Source organism: Geodermatophilus amargosae, from assembly GCF_041028265.1.
Classification (GTDB): Bacteria; Actinomycetota; Actinomycetes; order Mycobacteriales; family Geodermatophilaceae; genus Geodermatophilus; species Geodermatophilus amargosae_A.
Window position 1 is genome coordinate 48,183 of the sequence record NZ_JABGCW010000020.1, and the last position, 15,130, is coordinate 63,312.

The window sequence follows — 15,130 nt, forward strand, 5'->3', positions numbered from 1 at the left end:
GCCGGGCGACAGTGGAGCCCCCGACGGGAGAGGATCAGTCATCATGACGACATCACCTGCGCCCACCGCCAGCTCCCCGACCGGCCGGCCGCGGGTGGTGATCGTCGGCTCCGGCTTCGGTGGCCTGTTCGCCGCCAAGGCGCTGCGCCGCGCCGACGTGGACATCACCGTCGTCGGCAAGACGGGCCACCACCTGTTCCAGCCCCTGCTCTACCAGGTGGCCACCGGCATCCTGTCCGAGGGCGAGATCGCCCCGGCCACCCGCGAGGTGCTGCGGCACCAGAAGAACGCCCGGGTGGTGCTCGGTGAGGTCGTCGACGTCGACGTGGAGGCGCGCGTCGTCACCTCGACGGTGCTGGGCCGCACCACGCTGCACCCCTACGACGAGCTGATCGTCGCCGCCGGTGCCGGGCAGTCCTACTTCGGCAACGACCGCTTCGCCGAGTTCGCCCCCGGCATGAAGAGCATCGACGACGCCCTGGAGCTGCGCGGGCGCATCTTCGGCGCCTTCGAGCTCGCCGAGCTGGCCACCGACCCCGCCGAGGTCGACCGGCTGATGACCTTCGTCGTCGTCGGCGCCGGTCCCACCGGTGTGGAGATGGCCGGGCAGATCGCCGAGCTGGCGCACCGCACGCTGCGCCGCGACTTCCGCAGCATCGACCCGGAGCGGGCCCGGATCATCCTGCTCGACGGTGCGTCGCAGGTGCTGCCGCCGTTCGGCCCGAAGCTGGGCGAGAAGGCCCGTCGCCACCTCAACGAGATGGGCGTGGAGGTCCAGCTCGGCGCCCTGGTCACCGACCTGGACCCCGACGGCCTGACGGTCAAGGACTCCGACGGCCAGGAGCGCCGCATCCCCGCGGCCACCAAGGTCTGGGCCGCCGGTGTGCAGGCGTCCCCGCTGGGCCGGCTGCTGGGCGAGGCGACCGGCGCCGAGGTCGACCGGGCCGGGCGCATCTCGGTGCAGCCGGACCTCACGCTGCCCGGGCACCCCGAGATCCACGTCGTCGGCGACATGGCCAACCACCCCGACAAGTACCCCGGCGTCGCCCAGGTGGCCATCCAGGGCGGGCGCTACGCCGCCGACCAGATCGAGCGGCGGCTGGCCGGCAAGGCCGCCAAGGGCGCCTTCCGCTACCGCGACAAGGGCAACATGGCCACCATCTCGCGGTTCTCCGCGGTGGCCGACATCAAGGGGATGAAGTTCGAGGGCTTCATCGCCTGGGTGATCTGGCTGGTGGTGCACCTCTTCTACATCATCGGCTTCAAGAGCCGGGTCACCACGGTGCTGCACTGGATGGTCAGCTTCCTCGGCCGCGGCCGCTCCCAGCGGGTGGCCACCCAGCAGCAGGTCTACGGCCGCCTCGCCCTGGAGAAGCTCGGCCCCGGCTTCGAGGCGTCGAAGACCGGCGGGCCCAAGGACCACGCCGACCACCCGGACGAGGTCAACCCCGAGCAGCAGCACGACTTCGTCGGCCGCCGCACCGCCTGAACCACCTCGGCCCGTCCGGCCTCAGCCGGGCGGGCCGAGCCACGTGGCGAGGGCAGCGGTGACCAGACCGGGGGTCACCACGTGGCCGCCGTCGAACTCGTCGTAGACGACGTCGTAGCCGGCCGCGGCCAGGTCCCGGGTGACCCGGCGGCCGCAGCGGTCCACCGGCAGCACGCAGTCGGCGGCGCCGTGGGCGATCCAGACGCGCGGCCGGCCGGTCCGCCCGGGCGGGGCGGTGAAGCCGGGCGAGAAGGCCAGCAGCGCCTCGAACAGGTCGCCGTTGGCGAGCCCGAGCGACAGCGCGTACGAGGCGCCGTCGGAGAAGCCGCCCAGGGCGACGCGCGAGACCGCCATGCCGGCGGCCACCCGCTCGAGCGCGGCGTCGAGGACGGCGACGTCGCGGCCCAGCCCACCGGTCAGCAGGTCCCAGGTGGCGCCGGCCGACGAGGTCGCGAGCACGGCGACCCCGCGGGCCAGGGCGACGTCGCCCACCGCGGCCAGCGACTGGTGCGCCGTGCCGCCCGCGCCGTGGCAGAAGACCAGCAGCGGCCGCGGGCCGGGCGCGTCGCCGGGCACCGCGACCAGCGCCTCGGGTCCGCCCAGGTCCAGCGTCGTCGTCCCCGGCGGCAGCGGCGGGCCGGCGGGCCGCGGACCCGGCCGGGCACCCAGGCGGCCGGCGCCCGCGGAGCGCACGCGGCCCGGCCCCGGGGTGTCCCGGCCGTCGCTCACGGCCGTCCGCCCGCCCCCTCGCGCACGACCCACTCGGCGACGGCGCGGCGGTCGCCCGTGCGCAGCCAGGTGCTCCGCTGCCGCGCCGCCGACGTGCCCCTGCCGAGCAGGTCCTGCACCCGGGCGGTCACCTCGTCCCACTCCCCCGCCCCGGTGAGGTCCTCCTCCAGCTCGGCCAGCAGGGCGCCCACCGCCTCCCGGGGGTCGACCAGCTCGCCGCGCAGCGGGTCGAACAGCGGACCGCCGAGCCCGGAGCGGGCCGCCCGCCAGCGCGCCGCGCGCAGCAGCTCCGGCCGCAGCTCCGGCACCGGGTCGCCGCGCTGCGCGCGGGCGGCCAGCACCCGCACCAGGGAGCGGACGAGCGCGGCGTGCAGGACGGTGTCGTCGAGGGTGGTGCAGACGTCGGCCAGCCGGAACTCGATGGTGGGCAGCCGGGCCGAGGGGCGGACGTCCCAGTAGAGGTGTGAGCCGTCGGCCACCACGCCGGAGGCGACCAGCCCGGCGAGGACCCGGCGGTAGCCGTCGGCGTCGCCGAGCGGCTCGGGTGCGCCGGCGTGGGGGAAGCGGGTCCACCAGAGGGTGCGCCAGGACTCGTACCCGGTGTCGACGCCGTCGTGGAACGGCGAGCTGCAGGTCATCGCCAGCAACACCGGGATGTAGGGCCGGGTGCGGTCGAGGACGGCGACGGCCGTGTCGAGGTCGGGCACGCCGACGTGCACGTGGCAGCCGCAGATGTCCTGCTGCCGCGCGAGGCCCGCCCAGCGGTCGACCATCGCCTCGTAGCGCTCGCCCGGGGTGACCGGCATGGTGTGCCACGAGTTCCACGGGTGCGTGGAGGCCGGCAGCAGCAGGAGCCCGTCCCGCTCGGCCGCGGCGGCCGCCTCGCCGCGGGCGGCCACCAGCTCGGCGCGCACCTGCTCGAGCGACGTGCAGATCCCGGTGGCGATCTCCAGCTGGGTGGTGGCGATCTCCGGGTGCACCCGCTCGCCCGCGTCGCCGGCGAGCGCGGCGGAGGAGGCGCGCGGGCCCGGGGTCATCTCCATGGTGTCCGGGTCGACGAGGTGGAACTCCTCCTCGACGCCGAGGGTGCGCCCGACCACGGCGCCCTCCGTCTGCAGGCCGTCGATGAGCACACCCCTCCTCGGTGCCCGTCCCGTCGCCGGGCAGGCCGACGCTACGGGCGCCGGTCCTCCCCCGCACCTGCTGACCAGCACCCGGCGGGAGACCTCGCCGGCGCGATCGCCGAGGGCGTAACGGAGGGGGTGGCAGCGACGGCCGCGGAGGCGTCCACTGGGCGGTGCAACGGTGTAATCACTCGCGGATCGCCGCGGTGACCACTCGAGGAGGTGCGCCGTGACCCGACCGGACACCGACGCCGCCCTGGACGCCTACAGCCGGGTGGTCACCGCGGTGGCCGCCGACCTCACCCCGCACGTCGCCGCACTGCAGGTGACCGGCCCCGACGGCCGCTCCGGTGCCGGCTCCGCGGTCGTCGTCCCCGGCGACGGGCTGATGCTGACCAACGCGCACGTCGTCGGGCGGGCACGGGCCGGCCGCGCGGTGTTCGCCGACGGCAGCGAGGCACCCGTCGAGGTGGTCGGCACCGATCCGCTGTCCGACCTCGCCGTCGTCCGCGCCACCGGCGAGGCACCCGAGCCCGCGGTGCTCGGCGACGCCGCGCAGCTGCGCGTGGGCCAGCTCGTCGTCGCCGTGGGCAACCCGCTCGGCCTGGCCGGGTCGGTGACCGCCGGCGTGGTCAGCGGTCTGGGCCGCTCGTTGCCCACCCGCGACGGGCGCACCGCCCGGGTGGTCGAGGACGTCATCCAGACCGACGCCGCGCTCAACCCCGGCAACTCCGGCGGCGCGCTCGCCGACTCCGCCAGCCGGGTGGTCGGCATCAACACCGCGGTCGCCGGGTGGGGCCTGGGGCTGGCCGTGCCGGTCAACGCCACCACCCGCCGCATCGTCGACGCGCTGGTGGCCGACGGGCGGGTGCGCCGCGCCTACCTCGGCCTGGTCAGCAGCCCCGCACCGCTGCCGGCGCCGCTGGCCGAGCGCACCGGCCGGCGCCGGGGGCTGCGCGTGGTCGACGTCGTCGCGGGGTCGCCTGCCGACCGGGCCGGGCTGCGCGCCGGCGACCTGGTGCTCGAGGCCGGCCGGGCGCCCGTGGCCGACGCGCAGAGCCTGCAGCGGCTGCTGTTCACGGAGGCGATCGGCCGCCCGCTGCCCGTGACGGTGTACCGGCTCGGGGCGATGGTCGACGTGATCGCGGTGCCCACCGAGCTCACCGGCTGACCCCTCCTCCGAGGGGGACGCCCGCCGCCGCGCTCCAGACCCCCGTCTCGGGAGACGATGAGTCCGCGACGGAGGGGGGACCGGTGCACGGGGACCGCAGGAGCGGGCTGAGCCTGCTCGCGCTGCTGTACGGCTGTGCCGCCGTCATGTGCGCGGCCGGCGCGCTCTGGCCGATGGCGTCCCGCACGCCGGTCGTGCTGCTCAGCGCGCTCGCGGCGGTCGGCGGGATCGGGTCCGCGGCCCTGTGGCACCTGCGCGACCGGGCGCCGATGGGCGTGGTCCACGCCGCGCTCGCGCTGCTGTCCCTGCTCACCGCCGTGCTGGCGTGGCGCTCGGTGACCGCGGTCGGCGTCGTCGGTCTCGGCCCGGTGCTGGTGGCGCTCGGGGTGCTCGCGGGCCACGTGATGCCGCCGGTTCCGGCCCGGCTGCAGGTCGCCGGCGCGGTCGCCGTCGTCACCCTGGGAGCAGTCGCGGCCGAGCCCGGCGGTTTCGTCTCCTCGTGGCTGGCCGCGGTCGGCACCACGGCCGTCCTGACCGAGGCGCAGATCCGGCAGTCCGGGGCGCTGCGCCTCGCGGCCGGCACCGACCCGCTGACCGGCGTGGCCAACCGGCGTGCCTGGGAGGCCGAGTCGGCGCGCCTGCTCGCGCACGCCGAGCGCACCGGGGAGCCGCTGACCGTGGCGGTGCTCGACCTCGACGGCTTCAAGGCGGTCAACGACACCGCCGGCCACTCCGCCGGCGACGCACTGCTGCGCTCGCTCGCCGCCCAGTGGGGGGCCGAGCTGCGCCGCTCGGACCTGTTGGGCCGGCTCGGCGGCGACGAGTTCGTCCTCTGCCTGCCCGACACCGACAGCGCGCGCTGCGCCGAACTGCTGCAGCGCCTGCGCGCCGCCTCGAGCGCCCCGTGGTCGGCGGGGACGGCCACCGTCCGCCCCGGCGAGGACCTCGCCGCGGCGCTCGTCCGTGCCGACGTCGCCCTCTACCGGGAGAAGTCGGCCCGCCGCTCCGGACGCCGGACGTCGGTCGACTGACCCGCGGCCGCACGGTCACGCCCGCCCGCCGCTGCGTGCCGACGCGCCACCGCCCGCGGACGCGCGCGCCCCGACCGGCCCGGTCCGCACCGGTCGCGAGGAGGCTCCGGCGGAGCACGGGGGCCGGGCTCGGGCGCGGGGAGACGGACGTGGCCTCGGTGGTGGTGTGCGGCGGCGGCGTGGTGGGGCTCGGCGCGGCGATGATGCTGGCGCGCGACGGGCACGAGGTGACCGTCCTCGAGGCCGATCCCGACGGCGTCCCGGCCACCCCGGAGCAAGCCTGGGACGGCTGGCGCCGGACCGGCGTCGCCCAGTTCCGGCAGCCGCACACCTTCTTCCCCCGCTTCCGCACCGTCGCCGACGAGGAACTGCCCGGGCTGACGGCGCGGCTCGTGGACGCCGGGTGCGTGGAGGTGGACCGGCTGACCTCCATGCCGCCCTCGCTGACCGACCGCGCACCGCGGCCGGGCGACGGGCGGCTGCGCGGCGTCACCGGACGGCGGCCGGTGGTCGAGGCGGCCGTGGCCACCGCGGCCGAGGACACGCCGGGGGTCACCGTGCGCCGCGGCGTCCGGGTGCAGGGGCTGCTCCCCGGCCCGCCGGCGCTGGCGGGGGTCCCCCACGCGGCCGGCGTCCGGACGACGGCGGGCGAGGAGGTCCGGACCGACCTCGTCGTCGACGCCACCGGCCGGCGCACCCCCTCGGCGCGCTGGCTGGCCGCCCTCGGCGCCCGCCCACCGGCCGTCCGCGCGCAGGACTCGGGGTTCGTCTACTACACGCGCCACCTCACCGGGCCCCGGCGACCGGCTCCGTCGGGCCCGCCGCTCGCCCCGCTGGGCAGCATCTCCCTGATCACGCTCGACGGCGACCACGACAGCTGGTCGGTGACCGTCTTCGGGCAGAGCGGCGACGCGCCGCTCAAGGCGCTGCGCTCCCCCGAGGTCTTCGACCGCGTCGTCGGGGCCTGCCCGCTGCAGGCGCACTGGCTCGACGGGCGGCCGGCGGACGGGGTGATGGCGATGGCCGGCGGGCTGGACAGCTCCCGGCGCCTCGTCGTCGACGGCCGTCCGGTGGTCACCGGTCTGCTGACCGTCGGCGACGCCTGGGCCTGCTCCAACCCCTCGGCCGGCCGCGGGCTGTCGGTGGGGTTCCTGCACGCCGCGCTGCTGCGCCGCGTGGTCGCCGACCACCTCGACCGGCCGGCCGAGCTGGCGGTGGCCTGGGACGAGGAGACCGAGCGCACCGCCGGGCCCTTCGTCTCGGAGCAGCGGGTCGAGGACGAGGCACGCCTGGCCGCGATGGCCGCCGCCCGGGAGGGCCGGCCCGAACCACCCCCGCCGCCGCCCCTCGGGGCCTTCCTCGGCGCCGCGATGCAGGACGCCGACCTCTTCCGGGCGATGCTCGAGTACCGGCAGTGCATGGCGCCGCTGGCCGAGCTGCTCGCCCGGCCCGCGGTGCGGGAGCGGATGGCCGCGGCCGACCCGCGCCCGCCGTCCCCGCTCCCCGGTCCCGACCGCGCCCGCCTGCTGGAGCTGCTCGGCTAGGGCCGGCGCCAGTCGTCGCCGGTCATGTGCGAGCCGGCCATCGGGCCCATCTGCAGCATGCCGCCGTCGACGGCGTAGGAGGAGCCGGTCACGTAGGACGCCTCCGGGGAGGCCAGGAAGGCGACGACGGCGGCCACCTCGTGCGCGCTGCCGGGCCGCCCGACCGGGACGCCGGGCCGCTCGTGGCCGGGCGCGGTCGGGTCCTCGTCCTCCTGGCCGGTCATCGGCGTGGCGATCTCCCCCGGCGCGACGGCGTTGACGGTGATGCCGTGCTCGGCCAGCTCGATCGCCGCCACCCGGGTGAGCAGGCCGAGCCCGCCCTTGGCCGCGCAGTAGGCGGCCGCGCCGACCCGCGGCTGGTGCTCGTGGACGCTGGTGACGTTGACGATCCGCCCGCCGCGCCCGGCCGCGACCATCCGGCGGGCGGCGCGCTGCAGGCACAGGAACGCCGCGTCGAGGTCGGTGGCCATCACCTCGCGCCAGGTCTGGTAATCGGTGTCGAGGAGCAGCGTCGAGTGCCCGGTGCCGGCGTCGTTGACCAGGACGTCGATCCCACCGAGCGCCTCGGCCAGGTCGTCGACGACGTCGGCGGCCCGCGGCAGCTGCGTGAGGTCGACGTGCCGCACCTCCGCGCGCCGCCCCGCCGCCCGCACCTCGTCCGCGGTGCCCTGGGCGTGCGCCTCGTCGCGGTACCAGGTGATCCCGACGTCGCACCCCTGAGCGGCGAGCGCCACGGCCACCGCGCGCCCGATGCCCGACTCCGACCCCGTGACGACCGCGACGCGGCCGGCCGACTCCGTCATGCCCCCATGCTGGGGTCCGGCACCGGTCCGCGCCGGGTGGGTGCTCACCGTGCGCGATCCGGTCGCGACCGACCGGCGTGCGGTCCCGCGCGTCGTCACGTCGCCGTCCCCTCCCGTCGCATCGGCGCGACACTCGGGAGCACCGACACGACGACGTGCCGGCTCCTGCTCCACCGGGAGGCGCTCCTGGCCCTCCAGACCTTCGGCCCCTACGAGCTCGACGAGCTGCTGGGCCGCGGACGCACGGGTGAGGTCCACCGCGCCTGGGACACCTCCCGCCACCGGACCGTCGCGCTGCGCATCCTGCTGCCCGCGCTCACCGGCGACGCGGTGTTCCGGACCCGCTTCCTCGGTGACTGTGAGCGGGCCGCGCTGGTCGACGAGCCGCACGTCGTCGCCGTCCACGGGTCCGGCGAGATCGACGGCCGGCTCTACGTGGACACCCAGCTGGTCGACGGGCGGGCCCTGTCCGCTGTGCTCGCCGCCGAGGGGCCGCTGCCGGCGGACCGGGCCGTCGACGTCGTGACCCAGGTCGCGGCCGCGCTCGACGCGGTGCACGCCGCCGGTCTCGTGCACGGCGACCTCACGCCGTCCGACGTGCTGCTGTCCGGGCACACCACCCGCCCGGACTGCCACCTGACCGGCTTCGGTCTCGCGGGAGCCGGCGACGGGGCCGGGCACGCCGCCCCCGAGGACCTCGCCCCCGAGGACCTCGCCCCCGAGGACCTCGCCCCCGAGGACCTCGCCCCCGAGCACCTCTCCGGCCGGCCCGCCGACTCCCGGGTCGACGTCCACGCGCTGGCCTGCCTCCTGCACGAGGTGCTCACCGGGCGACCGCCCCTGGGCGCTCCCGGGCCGGTCGCTGCGGGCGGCTCCGTGCCGCCGGGGCTGGGCGCGGTGGTGGCACGGGGCACGGCCGAGGACCCCGACCACCGCTACGGGAGCGCCGGGGAGCTGGCGCGGGCCGCCCGCGCGGCGCTCGTCCCCGCACCGGACACCGTGCCGCTCCGATCGGCGCTCCCGGCACCGCCGGCCGACGGGGCCGGACGGTCCCGGGCGGTCGTGCCGGCAGTCGGGGCGGCTCATGGGGCATCCCACCCGGCCTCCCACGCGGCCTCCCACCCGGCGTCCCACGCGGCGTCCCACGCCGGACGGCACCGCCCTCCGGCGCCGGGGTCGCGGTCGGGGCGCCGCCGGGGACTGGTGGCGGCCCTGGTGGCCGGCGGGCTCGCCCTGGCCACCGCGGGCGGGGTGGCCGCGACGCAGCTGGCCTCCGACGCCTCCGACGCGACGGCGAGGACCCCGGTCGCCCTGGAGCCCGTCGACGCCCCCGGCGAGGACCCCTTCGTCCCGATGCCCGGACAGCTCCCGCCGGGGACGGCCGACCCTCCGCCCGGGACCGCCGGTCCTCCCGAGGGCACGGGTCCCGCGCCGGGCACCGCCGCGCCGGGCACCGCCGCGCCGAGCACCGCCGTGCCCGGCACGCCCCCGCCGGGCACGGACCCGGCCACCCCGGCCGCGGCGGCCGGCAGCGCGGTGTCCGGCGACCAGCCCGGCCTGTACGGCGACGCCGGCGAGGAGGTGTGCGACGTCGCGGCGATGACCGCGTTCCTGACCGGGCACCCCGACCGGGCCGCGGCGTGGGCCGGCGCGCAGGACGTCCCGCCGGACGCGATCGGCGACCACCTCGCGTCACTGACCCCCGTCGTGCTGCGCTTCGACACGGCCGTCACCAACCACGGCTACGCCGAGGGCCGGGCGGTCCCCTTCCAGTCCGTGCTGCAGGCCGGGACCGCGGTGCTGGTCGACGACTCGGGAGTCCCGCAGGTCCGCTGCACGTGCGGCAACCCGCTCGACGCGCCCGCGTCCCGCCCTTCGCCCGAGTACCTGGGCGACCCGTGGCCGGGCTTCACGCAGGCCACGGTCGTCGTGGTGGAGAGCAGCCCGGCGCCCGTGTCCGCCCTCGTCGTCGTCGACGAGGCGACCGGCGTCGTCGAGGCACGGCCCCTGGGCACGACCGGGAACGCCGACCGGCCGGCCGACCCGGTGCCGACGGCGCAGGCCCGCGCGTTCGGGACGGAGCAGGGGACGTCCTCGTCGGGCAGCGGCACCCCGTCCGCCGACCCGCCGGCCGCGGACCCCGGCGGGAGCGGACCGGCCGCTCCGGGACCTGCTCCGGCGGACGGGCCGGCCGGTGCCGGCGCGCCGCCGACCGGCGGCGGGAGCCCGCCCGGTGGCACCGGCGAGGAGTCCGGTGCGACGACGGGGCCCGACCCGGGGGCCGGGACGGGCGACTCCCCCGACGGCTCCGCGGGCGGGAACCCGCCGGACCCGGGCGTCCCGGAGCAGCCGGACGAGCCGGACGGCGGCACCACCGGCGATCCGCCCGGCGGCGGGGCTCCGGCGGAGGAGGCACCCCCTCAGGAGGCGCCGGCTCCGGCCGACGAGGCCCCGGCCGACGAGGCTCCGGTTCCGGTCGAGGAGGCCCCGGCTCCGGTCGAGGAGGCCCCGGCCCCGGTCGAGGAGGCCCCGGCTCCGGTCGAGGAGGCCCCGGCTCCGGTCGAGGAGGCCCCGGCTCCGGTCGAGGAGGCCCCGGTCCCGGTCGAGGAGGCCCCGGTCCCGGTCGAGGAGGTGCCCGTCTCGGAACCCCCGGCCCCCGAGCTCCCCGACGTCGCACCCGTCGACCCGGTCCTCCCCGAGGAGACGGCCGTCCCGTGACGCGCGTCCCCGCCGGGGTGCCGGGCGCTCAGGGTGCCCCGGCGGCCGCGTACCGGGCGGCGAGGTCGCGCAGGTGGTCCTTGAGCTCCGGCGGGCCGAGCACGGTGAAGGGCGCACCGGTCAGGCCCAGGGCCGCCGCCGCCCAGTCGAGGTCGTCGGCCTCGATCTGCACCCGGCAGCCGGCGGGAGCGTCGGTGACCGTGGCCCACGGCCCGATCCGGTCGCGCACCCGCGTCGCGGGCGCGGCCACCACCGCCTCCACCACGAGCCGCCCCCACGGTCCGCCCACGCGCTCGCGCACGTAGGCCGCGGCGTCCGCCGCGGGGAACCGGCGCGGAGCGAAGACGGCGCCGGTGCCGCGCGGCGCGTCGAGCCGGTCGAGGCGGAACACCCGCCAGTCGCCGCGGTCGAGGTCCCAGCCGACGAGGTACCAGCGGCGGCCCAGCGACACCAGCCGGTGCGGCTCCACGGTCCGCTCGGTGCGCTCCCGACCGGGCGGGGTGTAGCCGAAGACGGTCCGCTCGGCGTCGCGGCAGGCCAGCGCGACGGTGGTCAGGACGGCGGGGTCGACGGCGGCCGCGGTCGGTGCCGGGCCCCACCCGGAGACCGTCGCGCTGCGCAGCGCCTCGACCCGCCGCCGCAGCCGCGCGGGCATCACGTGCACGACCTTCGCCAGCGCCCGCACCGAGGTCTCGGCCATGCCCGCCACCGCCGAGCCCGCGGCGGCCTGCAGTCCGAGGGCGAGCGCCACCGCCTCGTCGTCGTCGAGGACCAGCGGCGGCAGCGCAGCTCCCGGTGCGAGGGCGTAGCCGCCGTCGACGCCGCGGGAGGCCGCCACGGGGTAGCCGAGCTCGCGCAGCCGGTCGACGTCGCGCCGCAGCGTGCGCACCGAGACCCCGAGCCGGCCGGCGAGGTCGGCGCCGGACCAGTAGCGGCGCGCCTGCAGGAGCGACAGCAGACGCAGCGTGCGGGCCCCGGGGTCGCTCATCCGCCCATCCTGCCCGACACAGCGGTCACGATCTGACCGCAATACCCGGGAGCATGGTCCTCACCAGCCCGGACGACTCCTGGAGGATCCCGTGACCACCCCGACCGCCCCTGCCACCCTGACCGCCGAGCGGGCCGACCTGCTCGAGACGCTCGCCGCGCACCGGTACTTCCTGCGCGTCACCGTGCAGGGGCTGAGCACCGAACAGGCCACCCGGCGCACCACCGCCAGCGAGCTCACGCTCGCCGGCATCGTCAAGCACGTGGCCGCCACCGAGGCGTCGTGGGCCGACTTCGTGGTCCGCGGGACCGCGGCGATGGAGCAGTCGCCGGAGGAGTGGGCCGGGCAGTGGGGACTGCAGCCCGGCGAGACGCTGGAGTCGGTCCTCGCGCACTACGACGACGTCGCCGCCCGCACCGACGAGCTGGTCCGCACCGTCGACCTCGACTCCGCGCACCCGCTGCCCGAGGCGCCGTGGTTCGCCCCCGGTGCGGTGCGCTCGGCCCGCCGGGTGTTCCTGCACGTCGTCGCCGAGACCGCCCAGCACGCCGGGCACGCCGACATCCTGCGGGAGTCGCTCGACGGGCAGAAGACGATGGGCTAGTCCGGCAGCGGCGCCTGTTCCAGCTCGGTCACGCGGGCGGCGGCCGAGTCGCGGTCGTCGGCCGCCCGCTCCGCCACCCGGTCGGCCGACGCCGAGCGCCGGGCGGCCCGCGCGGCCTCCGCCTCGGCCGACGCGGCCTCCGCGCGCACGCGCTCGAGCTCGGCGGCCAGCTCCTCGGCGCGGGCGGTGAGCTCCTCCTGCCGGCGGGCGGCCCGCCCGGCCCGCTCGGCGGCGGCCCGGGCGGCCTCCTCCGCCTCGGCGGCGGCCCGCTGCGCCTCCTCCGCCTCCTCGCGGGCGGCGGCCAGCTCCTGCTCCCGGCGCTCCTGCGCGGCGCGCCGCCGCTCCTCCGCCGCCCGGCGGGCGGCGTCCTCCCGCCCGGTCCCCCGCGGCCGGGAGGCCGGGGCCGGACGCCCGGGACGCGGCGGCGGCACCACCCGCAGGTCGGGGCGGCTGCCGAAGCCGGTGCCGCGGGTGGACAGCGGCGCGGTCAGCCGGCCGGCCAGCAGCGCCTCGCCGGCGTCCGGGTCGGCCAGCGCCGCCCGCAGCGTCTCCTCGACCTGGTCGGCGACGGCGTCGCTGAGCGGGTGCCCCCGCCGCGCGGCGACCGCCCGGGCCTGGCGGGTGAGGGCGGCCAGCAGCCGGGAGCGCTGGGTGCCCAGCTGCCGCAGTTCGTCACCGGCCAGCGTCTGCTGGGCCTCGCGCAGCAGGTCGCCGAGCTCGACCAGCCCGGCGATCTCGTCGGGCGCCTCCTGCACGAGGGCGTTGCAGGCCCACGCCGCGGTCGAGGGCTTCCCGAGCGCGCCGATCTCCCGGGCGAGGCCGCGGTCCCCGGCGGCGCGGGCCCGGCGCGCGGCCTCGGTGCGGGCGGCGACGAAGCCCTCGGGCGGCAGGGCGTAGAGCTCCCCGGCGACCTCCTCGAGGTCCACGGCACCCCCTCCCCTGCCGGCACGGTCGCCGCCGACCCTGCCACGGGAAGAGCGGACCGGCCGCAGGACGTTGCCGCCCCCGTCACGCGGGTGGACGACTCCCGGTGACCGAGTGCGACGAGGGGGGAACCGCGATGACGACCTGCGGGCACCTGGACCAGGTCCAGGACGTGACGGCGGACTCGACCGAGGGCTGCACCGACTGCCTGGCCATCGGCAGCCGGTGGGTGCACCTGCGGATGTGCCTGACCTGCGGGCACGTGGCCTGCTGCGACTCCTCGCCGAACCGGCACGCCACCGCCCACTCCGGTGCCAGCGGCCACCCGCTGATCCGGTCGGTCGAGCCGGGTGAGTCCTGGCGCTGGTGCTACGTGGACCAGGCGCTGGTCTGATGGAGCTGCCGCTCGTCGGTCTGCTCGCCGGGTCCTTCGCCGTCAGCGCGCTGGCCCGGCGGCTCGGGATCTCCCCGCCCCTGCTGCTCGTGCTCGTCGGGCTGGCCGTGTCGGCCGTGCCCGGCGTCCCGGACTACGCGCTGGACCCCGAGCTCATCCTCACGCTGGTCCTGCCGCCGCTGCTGTACTCCGCGGCGCTGGACAGCTCCTACCTGCGGCTGCGGGACAACGTGCGGGCGATCGGCATGCTCGCCGTGGGAGCGGTGCTGCTCACGACCGTCGCGGTCGGGGTGGCCGCCTGGTGGCTGGTGCCGGGCCTGCCCCTGGTGTCAGCGCTGGTGCTCGGCGCCGTCGTCGCCCCGCCGGACGCCGTCGCGGCCAGCGCCGTCGGCCGCCAGCTGGGCCTGCCGCGCAAGGTGATGACCATCCTGGGCGGCGAGAGCCTGGTCAACGACGCCACCGCGCTGACCGCCTACCGGGTCGCGGTCGCCGTCGCCGCGGGCGCCGGTTACGGCATCGCGGAGGGGCTCGGCGTCTTCGTGCTCGCCGCCGTCGGCGGTGCCGCGATCGGCTGGGCGCTCGGCTGGCTGGTGCACCGGGTGCGGCGGCTGCTGCGCGACGGCGTCCTGGAGAGCGCGCTCGGCCTGCTGGTGCCCTTCGTCGGCTTCGTCGTCGCCGAGGAGGTGCACGCCTCCGGCGTCCTCGCCGTCGTGCTGGCCGGCCTCTACCTCGGCCACCGCTCCCCCGCCGCCCACCCGGTGGCGCGGATCCAGGACCGCGCGGTCTGGCAGGCGGCCGACACCGTGCTCGAGGCGACGGTGTTCGCGCTCATCGGCCTGCAGCTGGCCGCGGTGGTCCGCAGCGTCGGCCCGGCGGTCGGCACGCTGACGGCGGTCGGCCTGTTCCTGGTCCTGGTCGCCCTGGTGGCCCGCGTGGCGTTCGTCTTCCCCACCACGTACCTGCGGCCGCTGGCCCGCCGCCGGCCGGGCTGGACGTCGCCGTCCTGGCGGCACGCCGCGGTCGTGTCCTGGGCGGGGATGCGCGGCGTGGTCTCGCTGGCCGCGGCGGCCGGCATCCCGCTGACCACGTCGTCCGGCGCCCCCTTCCCCGGTCGTGACGAGGTCGTCTTCCTGACCTTCGTGGTCACGGTGGGAACCCTCCTGCTGCACGGGCTGACGCTGCCCACGGTGATCCGGCGGCTGGGCGTGCAGGGCTCGGAGGAGGCGGCCGACGCCCTGGCCGAGGCGCAGGCGCAGAACGACGCCGGACGCGCCGCCGTGGCCCGGCTCGACGACCTCGACGACGGCGACCCGCTGCACGCCGCCACCGTGGCCGAGCTGCGGCACCGCGTGCAGGCGCGCACCAACGCGGCGTGGGAGCGACTGGGCGGGCCGATCGCCGGCGGCGGGGAGACGCCGAGCGCGGTCTACCGGCGGCTGCGCCGGGCGATGCTCGAGGCCGAGCGCGAGGTGTTCGTCCGGTACCGCGACCAGCGGCGCATCGACGACGAGGTCTTCCGGCGGGTGCAGCACGAGATGGACCTGGAGGAGGTCACGCTCCTGCGCGAGTAGCCGTCGACCGCCGGACGTGGCACTCCCGGGTGTCACCCCT

Annotated in this window: 13 protein-coding genes; 8 read left to right on the forward strand and 5 right to left on the reverse strand. The window is 77.9% G+C overall.

The annotated features are described in order from the left end of the window. The first annotated feature begins 43 nt into the window (after positions 1 to 43). The gene (locus HLV61_RS21105) at positions 44 to 1,489 is read left to right on the forward strand and encodes an NAD(P)/FAD-dependent oxidoreductase (RefSeq protein WP_369259032.1); all 1,446 of its coding nucleotides are present in this window, start codon (positions 44 to 46) and stop codon (positions 1,487 to 1,489) included. Between the two features lie 21 nt (positions 1,490 to 1,510). On the opposite strand, the gene HLV61_RS21110 is transcribed toward HLV61_RS21105, so the two are convergent. Both HLV61_RS21110 and HLV61_RS21115 read right to left on the reverse strand, forming a co-directional pair. Next, the gene (locus tag HLV61_RS21110) at positions 1,511 to 2,218 is read right to left on the reverse strand and encodes an alpha/beta hydrolase (RefSeq protein ID WP_369259034.1); all 708 of its coding nucleotides are present in this window, start codon (positions 2,216 to 2,218) and stop codon (positions 1,511 to 1,513) included. Further along, positions 2,215 to 3,351, reverse strand: coding sequence for a carboxylate-amine ligase (locus HLV61_RS21115; protein ID WP_369259036.1), 1,137 nt, complete (start codon positions 3,349 to 3,351; stop codon positions 2,215 to 2,217). Before HLV61_RS21115 ends, HLV61_RS21110 begins: the two co-directional genes overlap by 4 nt. A 220-nt stretch (positions 3,352 to 3,571) precedes the next feature. On the opposite strand from HLV61_RS21115, the gene HLV61_RS21120 reads away from it, so the two are divergent. From HLV61_RS21120 to HLV61_RS21130, 3 genes are all read left to right on the forward strand, one after another. Next, entirely contained in the window at positions 3,572 to 4,513 is a 942-nt protein-coding gene (locus HLV61_RS21120) for a S1C family serine protease (RefSeq protein WP_369259038.1), read from the forward strand. 83 nt (positions 4,514 to 4,596) lie between these two features. Continuing rightward, positions 4,597 to 5,544: a GGDEF domain-containing protein gene (locus HLV61_RS21125; RefSeq protein ID WP_369259040.1), complete on the forward strand. Its 948-nt coding sequence runs from the start codon at positions 4,597 to 4,599 to the stop codon at positions 5,542 to 5,544. 149 nt (positions 5,545 to 5,693) lie between these two features. Further along, a complete protein-coding gene (locus tag HLV61_RS21130) occupies positions 5,694 to 7,088 on the forward strand; it encodes an NAD(P)/FAD-dependent oxidoreductase (protein WP_369259042.1) in 1,395 nt (464 codons plus the stop codon). Here the strand turns inward: HLV61_RS21130 and HLV61_RS21135 are convergent. Next, positions 7,085 to 7,891: an SDR family oxidoreductase gene (locus HLV61_RS21135; RefSeq protein ID WP_369259044.1), complete on the reverse strand. Its 807-nt coding sequence runs from the start codon at positions 7,889 to 7,891 to the stop codon at positions 7,085 to 7,087. The genes HLV61_RS21130 and HLV61_RS21135 overlap by 4 nt on opposite strands. Positions 7,892 to 7,927: 36 nt before the next feature. On the opposite strand from HLV61_RS21135, the gene HLV61_RS21140 reads away from it, so the two are divergent. Further along, positions 7,928 to 10,609 carry a DUF6777 domain-containing protein gene (locus HLV61_RS21140; RefSeq protein WP_369259046.1) on the forward strand — a complete coding sequence of 894 codons (2,682 nt, stop codon included), beginning with the start codon at positions 7,928 to 7,930 and terminating at the stop codon, positions 10,607 to 10,609. Positions 10,610 to 10,637: 28 nt separating this feature from the next. Here the strand turns inward: HLV61_RS21140 and HLV61_RS21145 are convergent, their stop codons facing one another. Further along, entirely contained in the window at positions 10,638 to 11,597 is a 960-nt protein-coding gene (locus HLV61_RS21145; protein WP_369259048.1) for a helix-turn-helix transcriptional regulator, read from the reverse strand. Positions 11,598 to 11,688: 91 nt separating this feature from the next. Between HLV61_RS21145 and HLV61_RS21150 the strand changes: the two genes are divergently transcribed. Beyond that, positions 11,689 to 12,201, forward strand: a complete 513-nt coding sequence (locus tag HLV61_RS21150; protein WP_369259050.1) for a DinB family protein — start codon at positions 11,689 to 11,691, stop codon at positions 12,199 to 12,201. On the opposite strand, the gene HLV61_RS21155 is transcribed toward HLV61_RS21150, so the two are convergent. Next, the gene (locus HLV61_RS21155) at positions 12,198 to 13,127 is read right to left on the reverse strand and encodes a hypothetical protein (protein WP_369259052.1); all 930 of its coding nucleotides are present in this window, start codon (positions 13,125 to 13,127) and stop codon (positions 12,198 to 12,200) included. The two genes, HLV61_RS21150 and HLV61_RS21155, sit on opposite strands and share 4 nt — an antisense overlap. A 134-nt stretch (positions 13,128 to 13,261) precedes the next feature. Here HLV61_RS21155 and HLV61_RS21160 point away from each other — a divergent pair, with 134 nt between their 5' ends. After that, entirely contained in the window at positions 13,262 to 13,519 is a 258-nt protein-coding gene (locus tag HLV61_RS21160; RefSeq protein WP_369259054.1) for a ubiquitin carboxyl-terminal hydrolase 14, read from the forward strand. Continuing rightward, a complete protein-coding gene (locus HLV61_RS21165; RefSeq protein ID WP_369259056.1) occupies positions 13,519 to 15,090 on the forward strand; it encodes a Na+/H+ antiporter in 1,572 nt (523 codons plus the stop codon). Before HLV61_RS21160 ends, HLV61_RS21165 begins: the two co-directional genes overlap by 1 nt. Positions 15,091 to 15,130 lie beyond the last annotated feature (40 nt).